Consider the following 20,663-nt stretch of genomic DNA (forward strand, 5'->3'; position numbering starts at 1 on the left):
ATAAGCTAGCTGCCGAAGCGCAAATGCCGCTCCAGCAGCAGCAGGAACTGCCGGAGTCCACGCTCCATGCCTTCTTGCGTAAGCTGCGAATAACATAGCCGGATATGCCGTGAGGGCATATCACCGGCATAGCAGACATCGCCCGGCAGGAACGAAATTCCTTCCTGCTCAGCCAGGGTATGCAGCTTATCAATTGCGGGAGATTCCGGCAGCTGCAGCCACAGATTCAAGCCGCCCTCCGGCAACCGCCAGGTTACCCCGGCCGGGGCATACTGCTTAAGCAGCTTCGCCGCCGCTTCCTGACGCATACGCAGCGCTATCCTCAGCTTCGCAGCATAATCCTCATATTTGCGTTCTATGAAGGGTAATACGGCCCGCTGGGTCAACAGCGGGCTGCCGAGGTCACTCGCAGACTTGGCAGCGATCAGCCTGGAGAGAATATTGCCCTCAGCGGCAACACAGGCGATTCTGCAGCCGGGGGCCAGGACCTTGCTGAAGCTCTTCATATACACTACATGCCCGGCGGTATCCATCGACTTGATGGAAGCCGGAGGCGGCTGATGGAAATACAGGTCACTGAACGGATCATCCTCCACGATGAGACAGCGGTAGCTGCGGGCAAGCTCGAGCAGCCGCTGTCTTCTTGTCATGCTCATCGTGACCCCGCTAGGATTCTGAAAGGTCGGATTGGTATAGATAAGCTTAGGCGGCTTCCGGTCACACATTGCTGTCAGTTTGTCTACCCTCATGCCTTCCCCGTCCATCGGAACGAAGATCATCTCTGCTCCCCGCCCGGCAAAAACATCAATCGCCCCGGTGTAGCTGGGCGCCTCCAGATACACGGTATCCCCCGGACCAACGAACGTCCGGGCCACCAGATCAATCCCCTGCTGGGAGCCGCTGGTGATCATCAAATCACCGGAGCTAAGCCGGATTCCGCGGCTCTGCAGATGCCTGCGCATCACCTCGCGCAGCTCCGGATCACCCTGGAAGTTACCGTAGGTGGCCATCAGCTCCGGCTGTTCCCTTACGAGAGCCGCCATCGTCGCTCCAATCGTCCCGAGCGGGAGAAGGCTGCTGTGAATGGCCGCCAGGTGAAAGGGATAGTCCACCTCTGTAACATCGAAATTACGCCATAGCTGGGCCCGTGGCAGATAGTCATCGTAACTGTCCTGCCATCCGGCTGCTGCGCCTTGCCTGCCTGGCTCCCGATCGGTTACATAGCAGCCTTTGCCCTGGCTGCACAGGATGTGCCCTCGTGTCTCCAGGTCTGCATAAGCCTTGCTTACCGTTACCTGGCATACCTTCAAGGAGGAAGACAGGCCTCTGACGGACGGCAGCCGGGAACCCGGCTGCAGCAGTCCTGAGGTTATCCGCTGGGAGATCGTCTCACTGATCTGCTGCGGCAGCGATTTGTCGCCGCTGCGGAGTAATTCAATATGCATGGCTGCTTCCTCCTGACTGTTATATTTACCGCTTTACTGTTATACCGCTATAACGTTATGATACTACAAAATTCAGAATAGCAGGGAGCATGAATATGAAGATCAACTATGCGGAAATGACAAACCATCTGGGGTCCTCCGCTGTCCGCGATATTCTCAAAATTACACAGGGCAAAGACATCATCTCGCTCGCAGGCGGACTGCCTGCTGAAGAGCTGTTTCCGGCAGAGGCGATCCGGGAGGCTTACAGCCGTGTACTGACGAGCAGTGTTACTGCGCTGCAATACGGACTGACAGAAGGTTATCTTCCCCTGCGGGAACAGATTGCGGCCAGACTGGGGCAGCAGGGTATGCCTGTGTCCGCACATGAAATGATCCTCACTACCGGCTCCCAGCAAGCCATAGATCTTCTCTGCAGAATAATGCTTGATCCGGGGGACGCCGTGCTTGTGGAGGCACCGACTTATCTTGCTGCCTTGCAGGTCCTGGGTTCTTACCGCGCCGACATTCAGGTTGTGATGAGCGATCACGCAGGAATGCTTCCAGAGCATCTGGAAGAGCAGCTCCGCACACACCGCCCTAAGCTCTTGTACGCTGTGCCTACCTTCAACAATCCGACTGGTGCAACCTGGAGCAGAGAACGCCGTGAACAAGTGGTGGAACTGTGCCGGAGATATGGTGTGCTGATTCTGGAGGATAACCCGTACGGGGAGATTGCCTTTGATGAATCACCGCAAGCTTATCCGCCTACCCTGGCTGCTATTGACAGAGAACTGGGCGGCGATCCTTGTGTGGTCTATACAGGCACCTTCTCCAAAATCGCAGCACCCGGGCTGCGCACAGGCTGGATCGCGGGTCCTGCGGAGCTGGTCCAGATACTCGCCAAGGCCAAGCAGGCAGCCGATCTGCACTCCAGTACGATTGACCAGCGGGCCTTGCATGAGCTACTGCTCGTGTTCGACCTTGAAGCACATATCCGCCGGATCTCCCGGGAGTATAAGTCACGGATGAGGCTGCTCTCGGCAGAGCTCTCTTCACAGCGTTGGCAGGAAGCGAGCTTCCTGGAGCCTCGCGGCGGCATGTTCCTCTGGCTGAGCCTGCCTGCCCATATCCATACTGCCGATCTGCTGCCGCTTGCCGTAGAGGAGGGGGTGGCCTTTGTTCCCGGTGAAGTGTTCTATTCCGAGCAGCCGCTGAGGAATGCCATGCGCCTGAATTTCACCCATACACGGCCGGAGCTGCTTCCGATTGCCGTAAAGCGGCTGGAGACTGCACTGTCCCGTTATGAGCAGCGGCTGCTCCCTCTATAATTCAAGCGCGTACGCTATCCCTGGACAGACCTAGAACGCAGAACAGCGATTCTCCAAGTAACCGGAGAATCGCTGTTTTATTAACGTATTAGCTATTGAGAGATAGTCATAGTTGTCAGTTAGGAAAGTTTGCCGTAAGCCGGGTTCTGTGCTCGTTGTGGTTCAAACGGGAACTACCCTCCCACCATAAGCGACAATCATCTATCTAGGCCATACATTACTGCACAGCTCCAGCGACCAACCTAGACACGCCTCAGGCGAAGGCTGCGGCTCCCGGTTAAGGAAGCTGCTGCGTCTCATTAGGTCTTGCTCCAGATGGGGTTTACCAGGAACGAAGTCACCAGCGTTCCTCGGGGTCTCTTACACCTCGGTTCCATCCTTGCCTGTGCCGCCCGAAAGCGGCCATCGGCGGTCCATTTCTGTGGCACTATCCTTCAGCTCGCGCCGACTGGACGTTATCCAGCACCCTGCCTTGTGGAGCCCGGACTTTCCTCCCGCATACGTTCACACGCATACCGGCGATTGTCTGTCAAACTTTCCGAAACAACATTGTATATTATACAGATATGCATAAGCCTGCACAAGTGTAAATAATTACAGCCTCCCTGAAATACAGTTACATGAAATGAAAAGGCTCGGTATTCAGCGCAGAAGCATGTACCCCTGTGCCATACTTATGCTCAGTCAGCTTGCCGGACAGAAATTCGGCCACCTTCTCCTTCATAATCTTCTCCGCATTATGACCCGGATCGATCAATGCGATACCAGCCAGGTGCGCATCCTGCGCAGTGTGGTAATCAATATCTCCAGTCACCAGCACATCGGCCCCTTTGAAGATGGCGCTGTTGTAGTACTTGGCACCGGACCCGCCCATCACTGCTGCCTTGCGGATCGGACGGTTCAGATCCCCAACGACCCGCACGCTCTCCACATCCAGCCCGCGTTTGACCGTTTCGACGAATTCTCCAAGCGTGGCTGGCTTCGTCAGCTTCCCCACCCGTCCCAGTCCGAGGCTGCGGCCTTTGAGGTCCATAGAATACAGATCATAAGCCACCTCTTCGTACGGATGGGCCTTCAGCATGGCCTGTACGACTTTGTTCCGGATGGTATGCGGCACAATCGTCTCGATACGGACTTCTTCAGCGCGCTCCAGCTTGCCCGGCGTACCGATATACGGGTCTGTGCCTTCCTGCGGGATGAAGGTGCCATAGCCTTCGATATTGAAGCTGCAATGGCTGTAATTGCCAATCCAGCCCGCTCCGGCGTTCAGGATGGCATCCAGCACCTTCTGATGATGATCCTTCGGCACAAATACAACGAGCTTGGACAATTGCTCTGTATGAATATCTTTAATCGGTGCGCCATTCTCAATGCCGAGCGCTTTCGCCATCCAGTCATTCATTCCGCCTTCTGCCACATCCAGATTGGTATGGCTGATGTACACGGCAATGTCGTTTTTGATCAGCTTCTCATACAGCCGGCCCATAGGAGTATCGGTAAGAATGCCTTTGATCGGCCGGAAAATAACAGCATGATGGGCAATAATCAGATTGCAGCCCTTGGCCACCGCCTCGTCCACGATATGCTCATTGACATCCAGAGCAACCAGTACGCCGGTAATCTCCTTCTGCAGGCTGCCTACCTGAAGCCCGACATTATCCCATTCCTCCGCCAGATGCTTCGGGGCAAGCTGCTCCATGTATCCAATTACAGTCTGTCCTTTGGCAAACATTCCAGCACCTCCGTAATCCGCTTAATCTGCAGTCTGATCTTGCTGCGCTTCTCTTCTGCCGCCTCCAGCTCTGAACGCGACAGCGAGCTTAGGATCCCTTCCAGCTTGGCGATTTCCCCCTGCCACTTAGCCGCGAACACTTCATTCGGTGCTTGCAGCAGCCAGGGTCCCATCTGCAGCAGCAGGGCTTGGTCACAGACTACCTTGCCTCCGGCGAGAGCATATTCGCTGTAGAGCTGTTCATTCGTCCGCTTAGCTTCAGCATCTTCAGGAGCAGCTGTCAGGATCTCATACCGTTTACCGTCTTCTTCCAAAATATGCTCCGAGACCAGCACCCAGCCGTTATCCAGCAGCCAGCGGCGGAGAATATCCTCGCCTACATTCGGCTGCAGCGCAAGGGTCTTCACTCCGGCCAGCTTACCCAGCTTCCGACCGCGTTCAAGTATAGCTGCGATCAATGATCCGCCCATACCGGCAATGGTGATGCAGTCCGCTTCTCCCGGCTCCAGCACCTCAAGCCCGTCTCCGCGCCGTACGGTGATTTGTCCGCCGAGCCCTGCTTCCGCTACGCCCCGGAGTGCAGCTTCATAGGGACCGGGATTCACTTCGCCTGCAATGGCAGCAGGAGCTATTCCGCTCTGTACAGCCGCAACCGGCAAGAGCGCGTGATCCGATCCGATATCGGCCAGTCTGCTGCCCTGTGGCACCTGCTCCAGCAGCAACTGAAGCCGGTCTGATAATTTTACGTTGTTCATGAGGCCACCCACGTTATCCATTTTTTTCTGAAGAGGAACAGCAGCGCAAGGCCCACTGCTATCTTCAGTATTAATACAAGTGTAGTCCATTCGGGGAATCCCGATCTGAGCCACAACGCATCCACCTCCGGCATCAGCCAGAGGGAGACTCCAACGCCCAGATACACTCCTGAGACCCCGCTGACCTTGTGATACAGCAGCCAGCTCATCCAGATCATGAGTACACACAGCGGCAGCCAGAGCAGCTCCAGCTCAAGCATGGATGCATCCGGCCGTACCTGGCCGAAGAACCCTGCATACAGCAGCGCCCAAAAGGCATATCCGCAGAAGTGAAGCAGTCCGATGCGCAGTAAGAATCCCAGCACGCACCATAAAAGACCGCAGCCTGCAATTAACAAAGGCCTCCAGAAAGCCGGATCAAGATCATGCAGCTCAATCAGCCAGAGTCCGAATCCCAGCGTTAATACGCTGCCAATTCCCGCCAGCATCAGACTGATCATCTTGTTGCGGTTCAAATAAATAGCCGAATATCCATAACAAATAATTAAGACACTGAGCGCCGTTCCAAGTTGCAAAGGCCAGGGAAAAACGCTAAAATAAAGACTAATCAAGAAAATCAAGGAAATAATTCCAAAACCAAACAGCCAAATTTTGATGCTTCCCTGCTGGAGATTCCGCAAGGATACCGGATTGCTGTCTTTCATCTCTGCTTGATCCTCATCATAGAGGTTGGTCAGGAAGTCACAGTATTGCTCGGGCAGCAGCTTGCTTCTTCTCCAGTATTGGATTTCTCTTAATATAGTGTCACGTTTCTCCAGATTCAACCGGCATCCCTCTTTCCAGAACAGAACTTGCCTTCACCGTATAGCAAGAACCCCCGCCAAGCGGGACCCCCCACAAACACATAGGACCCCCTGCCACCGTGCAGCAGAAGGTCCGGTTGTATAGCCTATTCGAGGAAATCCTTCAGCCGCTTGCTGCGGCTCGGGTGACGCAGCTTACGCAGCGCCTTAGCTTCGATCTGACGAATCCGCTCACGGGTAACGCCGAACACCTTGCCCACTTCCTCCAGCGTTCTCGTCCGGCCGTCATCCAGTCCGAAGCGCAGCCGAAGCACATTCTCTTCACGCTCCGTGAGCGTGTCCAGTACATCCTCCAGCTGTTCCTTCAGCAGCTCATAAGCCGCTGCATCCGCAGGCGCCAACGCCTCCTGATCCTCGATGAAATCTCCCAGATGCGAATCATCTTCCTCACCGATAGGTGTCTCAAGGGATACCGGCTCCTGGGCAATCTTCATAATCTCTCTAACCTTCTCAACGGTAAGCTCCATCTCTGCTGCAATCTCTTCCGGCGACGGCTCGCGTCCCAGCTCCTGCAGTAATTGACGGGAGACCCGGATCAATTTGTTAATGGTTTCGACCATATGCACCGGAATACGGATCGTACGCGCCTGGTCGGCAATCGCACGCGTAATCGCCTGGCGAATCCACCAGGTCGCATAGGTACTGAATTTGAAGCCTTTGTTATGGTCAAACTTCTCAACCGCTTTGATCAGACCCATATTGCCTTCCTGAATCAAATCCAGGAACAGCATGCCGCGGCCCACATAACGCTTGGCGATACTGACCACGAGCCGCAGATTCGCTTCTGCCAGTCTCCGCTTCGCTTCCTCATCGCCGTTCTTGATTCTCATCGCCAGTTCCACTTCATCGTCAGCCGATAACAGCGGCACACGGCCGATTTCCTTCAGATACATCCGGACGGGGTCGTTGATCTTGATACCCGGAGGCAGCGACAAATCATCGTCAAAGCTGAAGTCATCTCCCTCTTTGTCCTCATTGTCCTCGCTTGGGCGGAGGCTGTTCACCTCTTCATCATTCTCATTCACAACCTCGATCCCCAGATCGCTGAGCTGTTCGTAGAATTCCTCCATCTGCTCGGGGTCCTGATCAAATGGTGACAATTTCTCCATAATATCTTTGTAATTGAGTGATGATCTTTTCTTGCCGTGATCAATAAGCTGATCCTTAACCTGATCCAGAGTAAATTCCGCTTCCATTTCAGTGTGCTGATCGTTCGCCATAATTCGACTCCCTCCTCCCTAGGTACATCCTGTCAACTTCTCATTGTCTCTCTAGGGCTAAAATTTCACTTGCTATTTGTGCTGCACGCAAAAAGTCACCGGATTTCTCCGCCTGGATCATCTCTTCACGCTTGGGCTCAATTTTGCGCAGCAGAGGATACTTCTGCACTTCACGAATACAATCGTCCAGCACCTGCGTGTTCCAGTCCGGAGGGGTGTCCATCATGGAGATTGCCGTTGCGGTCTTCTCCAGACGGTCATCCTGAAGCGATGATAGAAACCGGCTGATGCCGGGTGGTTTGCCTTGCGCATAGTAAGCATATAGATAAGCGGCTATTGCCGCATGATCATCAATATTGAACTCTTCCCCGAGCCGTTCACCCACATAGGCCGCCGCTTCCGGGTCCTGAATCATGAATGACAAAAGGCGCCGTTCCGCAACATGGTAAGCAGGCAGTAATGTAGGTGTCTGCACTTGCCCTTTTTTATGCCTACCATTATTCCACCTTTTATCGTTATTATCCCCTTCGGGGTTGTTTTTTTGCATGGAGGCCCGAAGTAAATTGCAATCCTGCTTCAAGCTGTCATAGGACAGCTCAAGTTCGGAGGAGATTTCCCGCAGGTACACCTCCCGCTCCGTTGAAGAATGAAGCCCGGCGATAATCTCCAGAGCCTCCTTGACATAGGCAATTTTGCCGTCTTCCTCTAGGAGTATATGGTTTTTTTTCAGATATATAAGCTTAAATTTGATGGAGGACACCGCAGAGTCAATCACCTGTTCCCTGAACCTGTCCCCGCCATGCCGGGAGATGAATTCATCCGGGTCCAGACCGCTTGGCAGCAGTGCAACCTTAACTCTCAGCCCGCTGTCTTCCAGGAGGGGAATAGCCTTAAGGGCTGCGGCTTGTCCAGCCTTATCTCCATCATAGGCAAGCACAATCTCATCCCCGAGGCTCTTCATCAATGCCACATGACCCTCGGTGAGCGATGTTCCCATCGTGGCTACCCCGTTATGCACACCTGCCTCCCAAGCCGAAATGACATCACCGTATCCCTCGAACAGGACGATTTGCCGCGTTTTGCGGATGGATGCTTTGGACTGGTGCAGATTGTACAGAATCCGGCTTTTGTTAAATAACCGGCTCTCTGGGGAGTTCAGATACTTCGGCTGCCCTTCCCCGAGAATTCGTCCGGCGAAGGCGATCGTCTTGCCCATCCGGTTCGCAATCGGAAAAATAACCCGGCCGCGAAAGCGGTCCAGATATCCTTTGTTCTCTCCCCGGACGGACAGCAGCCCGCCCTTCTCCATCTCGGCGAGATCGAAGCTGCGTTTCTCCAGAAACTGCAGCAGCGTGTCCCAGCGGTCAGGCGCATAGCCAATCTGGAACTGGTCGATCATTTTGTCGCTGAAGCCCCGGGTTCTTAAGTAATCCATGGCGGCAGTGCCGTATTCCGTGTTCTTCAGCAAAAAATGATAAAACTTCGCCGATAATTCATAGGCCTGAATCAGCCTGTCCCGCTCCGGATCAGGCGGAGCCATGGCCCCGCCTCTACCCTCAGGAACGGGGATATCACTCTCTTCCGCCATTATTCTGACTGCTTCGGGGAAAGATAATCCTTCGATTTCCATCCTGAATTTGATGGCATTTCCGCCCATACCGCAGCCAAAGCAATGAAAGACCCCCCGGTCAGGGGTGACGGTGAAGGAAGGCGATTTCTCCGAATGGAACGGGCAGAGGCCCCATAAATATTTGCCTTGCTTGGACAATTGGACAACCTTACTGACTGTATCGACAATATCATGCCGTGCCAGCACGTTCTCGATAACCTCTTCGGGAATCGTACCATGTCCGCTAGCCACTTCAACCACCTTCATCTCTTAACAAATAAATATAATTCGCTACAGCTAGACATTCTCCTGCAAAATTCTCAAAAGTTTTGTCAGTTTATGTTGAAAAAAAGTTTTTTCCTCTGCGGTAATCGCTTTTGGCCCCTTGGAATAGTGGCCCCGTCTGCGTTCTACCGCGCGGGCATGTCTGCCCTCCAGCATAAAATCCATTTTGGAATCCTCATATTCCTGTCCCCGGTTCGAGAGCACCTTGCAGCGTTTGCCCAGCGCCAGCGCCGCGAGTCCATAATCCTGCGTAATTACGACATCTCCTGCAGCAATATGGTTGGCGATATACAAATCGGCACTGTCAGCCCCGCGGTCCACCTGGACCACCATAACGCCTTCTTCGGCCCTCAGCACATGATCGTAGGAGGAAACCATCAGCACCGGAAGGCCAAAGCTGCGGGCCACGGCAATAATCTCCGTCTTGACCGGACAAGCATCCCCATCAACGACAATCTTTCTGGACTGGGACATTACCACAAGCCTCACCAAATTCCCGTGTAATATATATTACGCTCCGTGCCCGGCAAAATCCTTCTTTCGTAAAGCATAAATACGGAACGAATGTCAACTTACGCATTGGCACCGTTCCGTATATTTATACCCTAAACCCTCGATCTATACCATAAAATCACAAACATTACTTAAAACAGCCCGTGATTACCACACCAGCTTGCTGAAATCGGCAAACAATCTGGAATCCGCATGAATGCCTGACAAGAGCGCCAGACGGTTAGCGCGAACCGCCTCGTCTTCAGCCATAACCATAACCGAATCGAAGAATCCGGTAACGGCATCCTTCAGGCCCGACAGAATCTGCAGAGCTTCAGCAGCATGTCTGACTTCCAGTGCTGCGCGGTAAGGCTCATGAATACTCTGCCAAGTATCGTACAGCTTCTGCTCCGCCTCTTCCTTAAGCAGTGAAGGTTCGATCACTGCACCTTCCGGGGCTTTGGCGGCCAGATTGCTGACACGCGTCAGTGAATCCACGGTGATTTTGAAATCAGCCACATCTGTCACCGCATTCATCAAGGCCAGGCTTCTGCTTACTACATCAACAATATCATCGAACCCTGCGGCTAGTGCTGCATCCACAACGTCATAGCGGACATTGTTGTCAGACAGCAGCCGTTTGACGCGCAGGCCGAAGAACTCGTACAGGTTAATACGCAGTTCAGGGGTGAAATGTTTCTCTGAACGCAAACTTTCATGAACTTCCAGCGCCGCGGCAAAAATCTCCTCCAGGCTGATATTAAGCTGATGCTCCAGCACGATCTGTACAATGCCTGCCGCCTGACGGCGCAGCGCATAGGGGTCCTGGGAACCGGTCGGGATGATTCCAATGGAGAAGCAGCCAACAATCGTATCGACTTTGTCAGCAAGACTGACTACAAGGCCTGCCTGTGTAGAAGGAACAGCATCTCCGGCGAATCGCGGCTGATAGTGCTCGAAGACCGCTTTCGACACCTGCTCAGGCTCACCGGCCTTGCGGGCATAATCCTCACCCATCGTGCCTTGCAGCTCAGGGAATTCACCCACCATTTGGGTAACCAGATCGAATTTGCAAATATCCGCAGTCCGGCTGACTTCAGCAGCAGCTCCTGCCGGCAGCCCAAGCTTCACAGCGAGACGGTCTGCAATCGCGCGGATACGGCGCACTTTGTCACCGACACTGCCCAGCTCTTCATGATAGACGATATTCTCCAGCTTGGCCAGCGCATCGTTAATCTGCAGCTTCTGATCTTCTTCATAAAAGAACTTGGCGTCCGACAACCGGGCGCGCAGCACCTTCTCGTTGCCTTTGGCGATAACATCCAGCGAGACGGCATTGCCGTTACGCACGGTTACGAAGAATGGCAGCAGCTTGCCGTCTGCTCCAAAAACAGGGAAGTAACGCTGATGCTCACGCATGGAGGTAATCAGCACATCCTGCGGAATATTGAGGAAGGCAGGGTCGAAGGTACCGAACAAGACGGTCGGTGTCTCTACCAGGAACAGCACTTCTTCCAGCAGATCCTCCTTGATGGCAATCTTCCAGCTTTTCTCTTCCGCAAGCTTATGAATTCCGCTTAGAATCAGCTCTTCGCGTTCCTTCACATCTACCAGCACATGCTGGCTGCGCAGAGCTTCCACGTATAGGGCAGGTTCAGCAATCACCGCTTCTTCTCCGAGGAACCGGTGGCCGCGGCTCACATTGCCGGCTTTGACTCCGGTAATCGTAAGGTCAATAATCTCCTGGCCGAAGAGAGCAACCATCCAGCGGATCGGACGGACAAATTTGAAATCATAAGCACCCCAGCGCATATTTTTCGGGAAAGTCATGGCACTTACAATGCCTGACAGGCCTTCCGAGAGCAATGAGGCTGTTTCGATACCGGTGCTGCTCTTGGTCACATAGATATATTCGACGCCAGCTAGCTCCTTGAACGTGAACTGCTCCGGCGTGGCGCCCTGGCTGCGGGCAAAGCCCAGTGCAGCCTTACTCCATTCGCCGCTGGCATCCAGGGCGATTTTGCGTGACGGACCTTTGACTTCTTCACTTACGTCCTCCTGGCGCTCCGCAGCATCCTTCACCAGTACGGCCAGACGGCGCGGTGTCGCATAGGCTGTAACGCCACTATGGCTGATCCGCGAGGCTTCCAGCCACTTCACGGTCCGGTCCTTCAATTGTTCCATAGCCGCGCGGATAAAGCGTGCAGGGATTTCCTCCAGACCGATCTCGAACAGAATATCCTTAGACAAGGTCAGCACCCTCTTTCTTCAGCAGCGGGAAGCCCAGCTTCTCGCGTTCCTCCAGATATGTTGCCGCTACGGTGCGGGCAAGATTACGTACTCTTGTAATGAAACCTGTACGTTCGGTTACACTGATTGCTCCGCGCGCATCCAGCAGGTTGAAGGTGTGCGAGCATTTCAGCACATAATCGTAGGCCGGGAAGACAAGGTGATTCTCCATCGCTCTACGGGCTTCCTCTTCGTAGGTGTTGAACAGGCTGAACAGCATTTTGACATCTGAGACTTCAAAGGTATACGTGGAATGCTCGACTTCCGGCTGATGGAACACATCCCCGTAAGTCATGCCGTCCACCCATTCCAGGTCGAAGACATTTTCTTTATCCTGAATGTAGGAGGCGAGACGCTCCATACCGTAGGTAATCTCCACCGCTACCGGACTTGCTTCAATTCCGCCTACCTGCTGGAAGTAAGTGAATTGGGTGATTTCCATCCCGTCCAGCCAGACTTCCCAGCCGAGACCCGCACAGCCCAGGGACGGATTCTCCCAGTTGTCCTCGACAAACCGCACATCATGCAGCAGGGGATCTACGCCCAGTGCCTTCAAGCTGTCCAGGTACAGCTCCTGAATATTATCGGGTGATGGCTTGATGATGACCTGGAACTGGTGATGCTGGTACAGACGGTTCGGGTTCTCTCCATACCGGCCGTCGGACGGACGGCGTGAAGGCTCAACATAAGCAACCTTCCACGGCTCCGGACCCAGGGAACGCAAAAAAGTCATAGGATTCATCGTGCCCGCCCCTTTTTCCGTATCATACGGCTGGACGAGAATACAATTCTGGGCTGCCCAGAACTGCTGCAGGGTGAGAATCATCTGCTGAAAGTTCATAACTACCGGCTCCTTCGCTTTACAAGTGTGTACTGCCTCTTGCTTGTGACTGTCTCTTGCTGCTGCGCGATGGAGGCGGCACTAGCTTCTATATTCTGCGGCGGACGATGGGAGAGTTCTCTCCAGTCCCTGCCACATGCAAAAAAGCTCCCGCCCCCATGCCTGATGAACAGACATAGGGACGAGAGCTATAAGTTCTTCTCCCGCGGTTCCACCCTACTTGATTACGCTTCGCGCGAAATCCACTTTTCATGCTGCCGCTTCCGTACTCCCGGGCGCCCTGTTCATGAACGTTGTCCCGCCAGGCTTCCACTCTCCCCGGCTCGCTGAAGCGACAATTCAGTTCACTACTTTCCCGATCAATGCACTCTCTCCATAATCTGGAGCAGACACGGCAAGTTATTCATTCAATGAAACTGAACTTATAGTAACGGATAATTCGTGTTTCGTCAAATATTGTATTTGTCGAGCTGGTCCAGGAAGCTCTGTGACTTCAGTCTGAGCCCCAGCTGCATATCCATAAATCCGCGCATCACGGTCTTGAGCTCGGTGCGAGTCTCCGGCTTCACATCCACATTGCCGAGCCGGGTCAGATCAAGTGCGGCGAATACCCGCAGCAGCTTCAGGGCCCGCGGGGAAATCTCCATCGCCGCAGGATCATTATGACGGCAGCTTCGGCATAAAACGCCGCCAAGGCGGGGGCTGATTCTCAGCTCTTCATCCGGCTTGTCCTTGTCACAGACGATACAGGTATCAAGCTGCGGGCCGTAGCCTGCAGCCTGCAACACCTTCATTTCGAATACATTGATGATGATGCCAGGCTCTTTGTCTTCTTCAAGTGCATTCAGGCAGGCGCTTAATTGACGGAACCAGAAGCTGCCCGTCTCTTCATCATGCAGCACCCGGTCGAGCAGCTCGCAGGCATAAGATGCGTATGCCGCTTTGACAAGATCCTCGCGCAGCGGGTGATGGGACTTCGTGATCTCTCCGGCATTCAGTGTTCCCAGCCCGCCGTTGTTGCGGAAGAACACAAATTCTCCTGTTGTGAACAGTTGGATCAGGGCAGCATGGCGGCTTTTGACCTTCTTCGCGCCCCGCACCAGAACCCCTACTTTACCGGCGTTCTCGGTGCAAAGCGTAATAATGGCGTTCCCTTCGCCGTAGTCCATGCTGCGGATGACGATCCCTTCCACCCTGTATAGCATGCCTCTTCCCCCAACCACTCGGCAAGCAACCAGTTCTTATTGTGCTTCTTCATTGATATCCATCTCTTCCTCCGCCGGCAGCGGACCGCTGCCCTCCGGCGAATCCCCAGCTTCCCTGTACAGCAAATACGCATCGAGATCTCCAGTCATTGCAAAATACTTCCACGAAAAATTCCGCATTCGTATTCATCCTTTCTTCGGAAACACGATGTTCCTTCAGAAGTAGGATGTGCGAAGCTGGGGGATCTATCCTTGCAATTCCTGCCAAGGCTGCTGGAGGAGGGTAATCAATCTTTGTGGAAGCCCAAATCCCGCAGTACGCGGTCCTGGTTGCGCCAGTCTTTTTTCACCTTCACCCATAATTCCAGGAAAATCTTCGAGCCCAGCAGGTTCTCAATATCTGTCCGCGCACGGCGTCCGACTTCTTTCAGCAGAGCCCCCTGCTTGCCGATAATGATCCCCTTCTGGGAATCCCGCTCCACAAAAATAACTGCCGAAATATGCACAACCCCGTTAGGCTCAACACTCATGTCCTCAATCGCCACGGCAATGGAATGCGGGACCTCTTCGCGGGTCAGATGCAGAATCTTCTCGCGGATCAGCTCCGCACAGACGAACTGCTCGGGGTGATCGGTAATCTGGTCGTCAGGATAATACTGCGGGCCTTCCGGCAGATATTTCTGCACCTGCTCCAGCAGCGTGTTGACATTATTACCCATCTTGGCAGAGATCGGTACGATTTCGGCGAACTCATGCAGCTTGTTGTATTCCGTAATCATCGGCAGCAGCGCTTCCGGCTCAATCTTGTCAATCTTGTTCATGACAAGAATTACCGGTGTCTTAATCGCGCCCAGCTGTTCCGCGATAAAGCGGTCGCCGCCGCCCATACCCTCTGAGGCATCCACGAGGAACAATACCGCTTCCACTTCATGCAGAGTGCTCATCGCCGTCTGATTCATGTAATCGCCCAGCTTGGATTGTCTTTTATGAATACCCGGTGTATCCAGGAATACGATCTGTGAGTTATTTGCCGTATATACCCCGTGAATTTTGTTGCGGGTGGTCTGCGGCTTGTCCGACATAATGGCGATCTTCTGGCCGATCACCTGGTTCATTAGTGTTGATTTGCCTACGTTCGGTCTGCCGATAATGGCGACAAACCCTGATTTGAATTTCATATAATCTTCCTTCCTATTTGTCTAACAACTTGGTCAAAAGCGTTCGATCCCCCTAAATCCCCCTTCGCCAAGGGGGACCCCAAGGGCCCCGGCCCTCTGGACATCCGGAAATGGCGTGGGCGCAGCGCTTGGCGCGGTAAGAGACTTTGGAAGCACGAGCGCTTTTCGTTCCCTGTGGGAACACGCTTGACTACGGCGCGGTTGATTGGCGGTCGCCAACGTTTGGCGTGAACAAGACGCTCTGGAGCATGAACGCTTACGTTCCCTGCGGGAACACGCTTAACTGCAGCGCGAGAAGAAACTGGTTACTTGGATACCTAAACATCGAACTGCCTAGGTAACTATACACCTGATAACATTTTTTAGTTGTATTTTGTACACTTATTCTGCTCAAATTCAGAGGTTTTTGCAGTTTAGCTGTAATTTGTACATCTAATTTCCTCAGCAAAGCCACTTTTGGCAATCCACCGCGAATTTAGTTGTACAATTTACACTTAAACCCTATTATAGCTAGCCTGACGTAAATATAGTTGTACCAAATACACTTAAAGCTCGGGCTCATACGGTATACACTTATGATCCTGCTACCGAACGGCAACCGTCTTCACAAGCTTGCCGTTTACTCCGGAGCCTGCCCCTGCTCCAGGTCCGCAGGGCCGAAAGCGCCCGGGAGCAGATCACGCACGGTAGTCTCCACAATGTCACCCTTCAGGTTACCGAGGATGACCGGCATGTCAGGCCCGCACAGCTCAACCATTACCTGGCGGCAGACGCCGCAAGGCGACACAGGTCCATCCGTATCCGCCACCACAGCGATGGCTTTGAAGGTACCCGGCTTATGACCGTCCGCAATCGCGCGGAACATGGCGGTCCGCTCACCGCAGTTGGTTGGACCGTAAGCGGCATTCTCAATATTGCAGCCGTGGTGGACCTTGCCGTCCTGATCCAGCAGCGCAGCACCGACCCCGAACCGGGAATACGGTATATATGCATTGGCTCTTGCCTTGATCGCTTCCTGAAGAAGTAGAGCAGAATCCATAGTTGTCCTCCTGAAAGTTTTATTGAGCATTCACTTCATGAATCTTCTTCGAAATAAAACTCGCCTCGTAAGCATCCGCTTAAGTTTTGTGAGCATTCGCTTAAGCACCGTAAACATTCACCGCATCGGTTATTCTTCGTACAAAACCCGCTTTGTAAACATAACAAACTTAACCCGGTTTTGTCGTTCTAAGTAAAGATGACGGAACGCACAAAGCGGGTCCGTCTCTTACATAAGCTGAAGTTGTAAACTGATTATGACATAAGACTCGTGATCCAGTCCATCACGGGATGATAAAAAACATAGATTCCGGCTATAACGGCAAACACCGCCGTAAGCAGGACGGCTCCTGCGGCGGTATCTTTGGCCTTCTTGGCCAAGGGGTGTATCTCAGGCGAGAGCAGGTCAATCGTTGCTTCAATCGCCGTGTTCAGCAGCTCGGCTGCAAGCACCAGTGTGATCGCCAGCAGCAGCAGCATCCAGCTTGACAGAGGGAGCCTGAATACAGCAGCGGCGGCCAGCACAAGAACAGCGAGGCCGCTGTGCACCTTCATATTCAGCTCCGACCGGAACGCCGCCGCAATGCCATGAGCCGCAAACCGGAAGGAATGCCAGAATTTTTTGTGGCCAACCGCCGTATTCTTGACCATTAGCGTGTCAACCCGACCTGAGCCAGCACCTTCTCCTGCTTAGACATCATTTCGGCCTCGGCTTCCGGCTCCTGATGGTCATAGCCCAGCAAATGCAGGAACCCGTGGACGAACAGGAAGCCCAGTTCCCGCTCCAGCGAATGGCCGTATTCCAGCGCCTGCTCCTGCGCACGGGTGACAGAGATGATGATATCCCCCAGCACGTAAGGAACCTCTTCCAGATCTTCATCTTCCTCTGCCTCAGCGTATATAATCTCCGGTTCGTCTTCCCCGGTCTCATTCATCGCGAAGGACAGCACATCCGTCGGACGGTCAATTCCCCGGTATTCCAGATTCAGCTCATGAATACGTTCATTATTGACAAAGGTAAGATCCACTTCGCCCGTGTCAATCCCTTCGGCTTCACCCGCCTTCTGCAGAATTTTCTCCAGCAGCTCAATCAGATCGCCGTTAATTTCATATTCATCCTGTTCATTGTTCCAAACGACGCTCAGGCTCATTTTTGCTGGCCCCTTCCTCTTTTTTGGGCTTGCGTACATCCTCGGGGTATTCAATCCGGGAATGGAAAATGCCCATTACTGTCTCTTTAAGTGTCCGTGCAATAATATCCAGCTCCTTGATGGTCAGATCACATTCATCGAACTGATGGTCATCGAGCCGGCTTTTGATGATTTTCTCAATCATGGTCTCAACCTGCACAACGGTCGGTTTGCGGAGCGAACGGACCGCGGCCTCCACACTGTCGGCGATCCCGACGACTGCCGATTCCTTCGACTGCGCCTTCGGGCCCGGATAACGGAAATCTTCCTCCGTGAAGTCCGGCTCCACCCCTTTTTCTTCCGCAAGCTTCAGCGCTTTATGATAAAAATAATGCAGGAAGGTCGTGCCATGATGCTGCTCCGCAATATCCCGGATCGGCTTCGGCAGCTTATATTCTTTCTGCATCTCGACCCCGTCACGGGCATGGGCCACAATGATGGATTTGCTCAGCTTCGGCTCAATCGAGTCATGAGGATTCTCCATATTGTTCTGGTTCTCGATGAAATAGAACGGCCGCTTCGTCTTGCCGATATCATGATAATACGACCCTACCCGGCAGAGCAGGCCGTCCGCACCAATCGCTTCCGCCGCAGCCTCAGACAGATTGCCCACCATCACACTGTGGTGATAGGTTCCCGGCGTCTCTGTAAGCAGCTTGCGCAGCAGCGGATGGTTCGGGTTCGATAATTCGACGAGCTTCAGAGCCGACAGAATGCCGAACGTAGCCTCGAAGAAAGGCATCAGCCCGATGACCAGCACAGCAGTGAGCAGACCGCCGGCAAAGGAGAAGCCCAGGGCATACAAAGTATTGGTCTCGTTCCACACGCCTCCGCTTAACATGGTCAGTATGGCTACCGTCAGACAGCCGAACAGGGACACCATGATCCCGCCCTTCAGCAGCGTAGAGCGCTGTCCGGCACGATGAGTGGAGAAGATCGCGACATAACTCACGATAAGGGCAAAGAACCCGAAGGTGAAATCAAATACGGTGCTCTGCTGGACATTCAGGATAATACTGGCCAATACACTGAACAGAATGGAACAGAAATAGGCTAAGGTCATGTCCAGCAGCATCGTGATCAGCATCGCCCCGACAGCAACCGGAGCCAGGAAGCCGATATACGTCCTGACGTCCGTCTGCAGGAAGGCGGTCAGCTTCATCATAATAATCGTAATGATAAATACCAGTACCAGCATAAGCAGCTGGGAGTTATTATACTTGAACCCGGAGGCTCCTCCGCTATAACGGATAAAGGTCAGGAGGCCAAAGGACAGAAGCGCAGAGAGCAGCAGCAGGCCCAGTTGCGGCCAATAGTTGACTTCTTTGCTGAGCAGCCCGTTCTCATCCAGCAGCTTATACAGCTCGGGAGTAATCTCCTGATTCTTGGCGACCAGCACATCCCCCTGCTCGATGAACACATCCGGCGTATTCTGACGGGCCTGCACCTTCGCTTCCTTCGTGGCTTCCTCGTCATAGAATTTGTTGCTGGTTATAACCAGCCGCACCAGCTCCTGCACCACCTCACGGGCGGTCCGCTGGCTCAGTGAACTGACACTGACCTGCTCGGCCACCTTGGCGCGTGCGGTCTGGGCGTCGGTAATCTGGTCATTCATCAGCTTGATGACAATATCCCGGGCGACCGGCTTCATCTCAATGATGTCCTGGGAGGTTAGCCGCGGGATCTTGATATACGTTTCTTCCGGAATAACATAGGTCTGGTCGTTGATGACAGACTGCATTTCATCCAGCAGATGCTCGGAATACGTTCCGGCTTTGCTGCTGGCAGCCACAAAATTAAGTATAAAATCACTGGCGCGCCGCGGAATCTCCTCCCGGTAGATTTCCGTCTTCTCGCTCTGCGATATCGTATCATCCTGATTCAGCCGGTCGATCCGGTCTAGCAGCAGGGTTACGAGATTCTCAGTTCTCATAGGTATGATTGCATACCGGTTGGTCACGTTCTCGGCCGCTGTCTCCTGGGCTTTCAGCTTGGCATTGGTGTCCAGGATTTGCTTGGGGGCTGTAATCTCCTTGGCACTGCGGGTCCCCTCTTTGATATCATACTTTTTGGGCAGCAGATCAGAGGATAGACTGAAGTAGAATACAAGCCCCAGTAACAGGAAAAGAGCATAGCGCGAAACCGCGCTATACTTCCACCCGCTGGTGCTATATACAAATCCGCTTAATTTCGATGGTTGCTTTGAGGCCATGAAGACAATCCCCTTTTTTATTGGAGGTTTTCGGCAGAGCGGTCATAGGCAACGATAATTTTCTGCACCAGGGAATGCCGGACTACGTCTTGTTCTGCGAAGTAGACGAAGCCAAGCTCCTCAATACCGGAAAGAATCGTTTTGGCTTCAATCAGCCCTGACTTCTTGCCGCGCGGCAAATCGATCTGGGTAACATCGCCGGTGATGACCATCTTGGAGCCGAAGCCCAGACGGGTGAGGAACATTTTCATCTGCTCTGGAGTCGTATTCTGGGCTTCATCGAGGATTATAAAAGCATCCTCCAGCGTACGCCCGCGCATATAAGCAAGCGGTGCAATCTCAATCAGCCCGCGCTCCAGCGCCTTGGCCACCTGATCAGGCCCCATAACGTCATATAAGGCGTCGTAGAGCGGACGAAGATAAGGATCAACCTTCTCCTGCAAATCTCCCGGAAGGAAGCCCAGGTTCTCCCCTGCCTCCACGGCCGGACGCGTAAGCACGATACGCTTAACTGAGCCTTCCTTCAGTGCGGTTACGGCGAGCACCACGGCAAGATAGGTCTTACCGGTCCCCGCCGGACCGATGCCAAAGACGATATCACGCTTTTTGATCGTTGTCACATAATGTTTCTGGCCAATGGTCTTGACACGGATCGGTTTGCCCCGGAAAGTCGTCGTAATCTCACCCTTGAACAGGTCAAGCAGCTGGTCGGCACGGAAATCCTTCGCCAGCTCCACGGCATACTGCACATCACGTTCACTTAGCACGTAACCCCCGCGTACGAGGGACAGCAGCACGTTGAACAATTGACCCAGCATGTCCACTTCCCGCTCCGCACCGCGGATGGTAATTTCTGCTTCACGCGAGTTGATGACCGCCGGGATCTCTTTTTCGATGATTTTCAGGAATCCGTCCTGCGGGCCGAACAGGGATTGCGCTTCTCCCGCATTTTGTAAAGATATTTGAATGCTTGCAGTCTGTTCTGACAAGTAGCCTCAT

Annotated in this window: 18 protein-coding genes and 1 other RNA gene; 1 reads left to right on the forward strand and 18 read right to left on the reverse strand. The window is 53.5% G+C overall.

Annotated features, from left to right (window positions below; all coding sequences use genetic code 11):
- Positions 1–5 precede the first annotated feature (5 nt).
- Complete coding sequence (gene pdxR / locus KDC22_RS25085; protein WP_211720750.1) at positions 6–1,445, reverse strand: MocR-like pyridoxine biosynthesis transcription factor PdxR; 1,440 nt, start codon at positions 1,443–1,445, stop codon at positions 6–8.
- Positions 1,446–1,540: 95 nt separating this feature from the next.
- On the opposite strand from pdxR, the gene KDC22_RS25090 reads away from it, so the two are divergent.
- Complete coding sequence (locus KDC22_RS25090) at positions 1,541–2,755, forward strand: aminotransferase-like domain-containing protein (RefSeq protein WP_211720751.1); 1,215 nt, start codon at positions 1,541–1,543, stop codon at positions 2,753–2,755.
- A 120-nt stretch (positions 2,756–2,875) separates the two neighbouring features.
- Here the strand turns inward: KDC22_RS25090 and rnpB are convergent.
- The 17 genes from rnpB to KDC22_RS25175 all read right to left on the reverse strand — a co-directional run bounded on the left by rnpB (position 2,876) and on the right by KDC22_RS25175 (position 20,653).
- Positions 2,876–3,293, reverse strand: an RNA gene (gene rnpB, locus KDC22_RS25095) — RNase P RNA component class A.
- A gap of 78 nt (positions 3,294–3,371) precedes the next feature.
- Positions 3,372–4,487 carry a Nif3-like dinuclear metal center hexameric protein gene (locus tag KDC22_RS25100; RefSeq protein WP_211720752.1) on the reverse strand — a complete coding sequence of 372 codons (1,116 nt, stop codon included), beginning with the start codon at positions 4,485–4,487 and terminating at the stop codon, positions 3,372–3,374.
- Positions 4,463–5,242, reverse strand: a complete 780-nt coding sequence (locus tag KDC22_RS25105) for a tRNA (adenine(22)-N(1))-methyltransferase (RefSeq protein ID WP_211720753.1) — start codon at positions 5,240–5,242, stop codon at positions 4,463–4,465. The genes KDC22_RS25100 and KDC22_RS25105 overlap by 25 nt, the downstream gene beginning before the upstream one ends.
- Positions 5,239–6,066 carry a hypothetical protein gene (locus KDC22_RS25110; RefSeq protein WP_173128312.1) on the reverse strand — a complete coding sequence of 276 codons (828 nt, stop codon included), beginning with the start codon at positions 6,064–6,066 and terminating at the stop codon, positions 5,239–5,241. Before KDC22_RS25110 ends, KDC22_RS25105 begins: the two co-directional genes overlap by 4 nt.
- 125 nt (positions 6,067–6,191) lie before the next feature.
- Complete coding sequence (gene rpoD / locus KDC22_RS25115) at positions 6,192–7,325, reverse strand: RNA polymerase sigma factor RpoD (protein ID WP_211720754.1); 1,134 nt, start codon at positions 7,323–7,325, stop codon at positions 6,192–6,194.
- A 40-nt stretch (positions 7,326–7,365) separates the two neighbouring features.
- Positions 7,366–9,201, reverse strand: a complete 1,836-nt coding sequence (gene dnaG, locus KDC22_RS25120) for a DNA primase (protein ID WP_216857141.1) — start codon at positions 9,199–9,201, stop codon at positions 7,366–7,368.
- Between the two features lie 30 nt (positions 9,202–9,231).
- Complete coding sequence (locus tag KDC22_RS25125) at positions 9,232–9,693, reverse strand: YaiI/YqxD family protein (protein ID WP_211720755.1); 462 nt, start codon at positions 9,691–9,693, stop codon at positions 9,232–9,234.
- Between the two features lie 186 nt (positions 9,694–9,879).
- Entirely contained in the window at positions 9,880–11,961 is a 2,082-nt protein-coding gene (gene glyS, locus KDC22_RS25130; protein ID WP_211720756.1) for a glycine--tRNA ligase subunit beta, read from the reverse strand.
- Entirely contained in the window at positions 11,954–12,841 is an 888-nt protein-coding gene (glyQ, locus tag KDC22_RS25135; protein ID WP_173128324.1) for a glycine--tRNA ligase subunit alpha, read from the reverse strand. Before glyQ ends, glyS begins: the two co-directional genes overlap by 8 nt.
- 449 nt (positions 12,842–13,290) lie before the next feature.
- The gene (gene recO / locus KDC22_RS25140; RefSeq protein ID WP_211720757.1) at positions 13,291–14,046 is read right to left on the reverse strand and encodes a DNA repair protein RecO; all 756 of its coding nucleotides are present in this window, start codon (positions 14,044–14,046) and stop codon (positions 13,291–13,293) included.
- Between the two features lie 36 nt (positions 14,047–14,082).
- Positions 14,083–14,226, reverse strand: a complete 144-nt coding sequence (locus KDC22_RS25145; RefSeq protein ID WP_173128330.1) for a YqzL family protein — start codon at positions 14,224–14,226, stop codon at positions 14,083–14,085.
- 107 nt (positions 14,227–14,333) lie between these two features.
- Positions 14,334–15,224, reverse strand: coding sequence for a GTPase Era (era, locus tag KDC22_RS25150; protein ID WP_173128333.1), 891 nt, complete (start codon positions 15,222–15,224; stop codon positions 14,334–14,336).
- Positions 15,225–15,843: 619 nt separating this feature from the next.
- On the reverse strand, positions 15,844–16,263 hold the full coding sequence (locus KDC22_RS25155) for a cytidine deaminase (protein ID WP_211720758.1): 420 nt from the start codon (positions 16,261–16,263) through the stop codon (positions 15,844–15,846).
- Between the two features lie 254 nt (positions 16,264–16,517).
- Positions 16,518–16,913 (reverse strand): diacylglycerol kinase family protein, encoded by a 396-nt coding sequence (locus KDC22_RS25160; RefSeq protein ID WP_173128340.1) that lies wholly within the window; start codon positions 16,911–16,913, stop codon positions 16,518–16,520.
- Complete coding sequence (gene ybeY, locus KDC22_RS25165; RefSeq protein ID WP_173128343.1) at positions 16,913–17,413, reverse strand: rRNA maturation RNase YbeY; 501 nt, start codon at positions 17,411–17,413, stop codon at positions 16,913–16,915. Before ybeY ends, KDC22_RS25160 begins: the two co-directional genes overlap by 1 nt.
- On the reverse strand, positions 17,385–19,664 hold the full coding sequence (locus KDC22_RS25170; RefSeq protein WP_173128346.1) for an HD family phosphohydrolase: 2,280 nt from the start codon (positions 19,662–19,664) through the stop codon (positions 17,385–17,387). The genes ybeY and KDC22_RS25170 overlap by 29 nt, the downstream gene beginning before the upstream one ends.
- A 17-nt stretch (positions 19,665–19,681) precedes the next feature.
- Positions 19,682–20,653: a PhoH family protein gene (locus KDC22_RS25175; RefSeq protein ID WP_173128349.1), complete on the reverse strand. Its 972-nt coding sequence runs from the start codon at positions 20,651–20,653 to the stop codon at positions 19,682–19,684.
- Positions 20,654–20,663 lie beyond the last annotated feature (10 nt).

It is taken from the genome of Paenibacillus tritici (genome assembly GCF_018207515.1).
Classification (GTDB): Bacteria; Bacillota; Bacilli; order Paenibacillales; family Paenibacillaceae; genus Paenibacillus_AQ; species Paenibacillus_AQ tritici.

Excerpts from the sequence above, each read along its gene's own strand:
- KDC22_RS25105 (WP_211720753.1), bottom strand. The coding sequence starts at position 5,242 with ATGAACAACGTAAAATTATCAGACCGGCTTCAGTTGCTGCTGGAGCAG.
- era (WP_173128333.1), bottom strand. The coding sequence starts at position 15,224 with ATGAAATTCAAATCAGGGTTTGTCGCCATTATCGGCAGACCGAACGTA.
- ybeY (WP_173128343.1), bottom strand. The coding sequence starts at position 17,413 with ATGAGCCTGAGCGTCGTTTGGAACAATGAACAGGATGAATATGAAATT.
- KDC22_RS25100 (WP_211720752.1), bottom strand. The coding sequence starts at position 4,487 with ATGTTTGCCAAAGGACAGACTGTAATTGGATACATGGAGCAGCTTGCC.
- glyQ (WP_173128324.1), bottom strand. The coding sequence starts at position 12,841 with ATGAACTTTCAGCAGATGATTCTCACCCTGCAGCAGTTCTGGGCAGCC.
- KDC22_RS25160 (WP_173128340.1), bottom strand. The coding sequence starts at position 16,913 with ATGGTCAAGAATACGGCGGTTGGCCACAAAAAATTCTGGCATTCCTTC.
- KDC22_RS25170 (WP_173128346.1), bottom strand. The coding sequence starts at position 19,664 with ATGGCCTCAAAGCAACCATCGAAATTAAGCGGATTTGTATATAGCACC.
- pdxR (WP_211720750.1), bottom strand. The coding sequence starts at position 1,445 with ATGCATATTGAATTACTCCGCAGCGGCGACAAATCGCTGCCGCAGCAG.
- rpoD (WP_211720754.1), bottom strand. The coding sequence starts at position 7,325 with ATGGCGAACGATCAGCACACTGAAATGGAAGCGGAATTTACTCTGGAT.
- KDC22_RS25125 (WP_211720755.1), bottom strand. The coding sequence starts at position 9,693 with ATGTCCCAGTCCAGAAAGATTGTCGTTGATGGGGATGCTTGTCCGGTC.
- recO (WP_211720757.1), bottom strand. The coding sequence starts at position 14,046 with ATGCTATACAGGGTGGAAGGGATCGTCATCCGCAGCATGGACTACGGC.
- KDC22_RS25155 (WP_211720758.1), bottom strand. The coding sequence starts at position 16,263 with ATGGATTCTGCTCTACTTCTTCAGGAAGCGATCAAGGCAAGAGCCAAT.
- KDC22_RS25090 (WP_211720751.1), top strand. The coding sequence starts at position 1,541 with ATGAAGATCAACTATGCGGAAATGACAAACCATCTGGGGTCCTCCGCT.
- KDC22_RS25145 (WP_173128330.1), bottom strand. The coding sequence starts at position 14,226 with ATGCGGAATTTTTCGTGGAAGTATTTTGCAATGACTGGAGATCTCGAT.
- dnaG (WP_216857141.1), bottom strand. The coding sequence starts at position 9,201 with ATGAAGGTGGTTGAAGTGGCTAGCGGACATGGTACGATTCCCGAAGAG.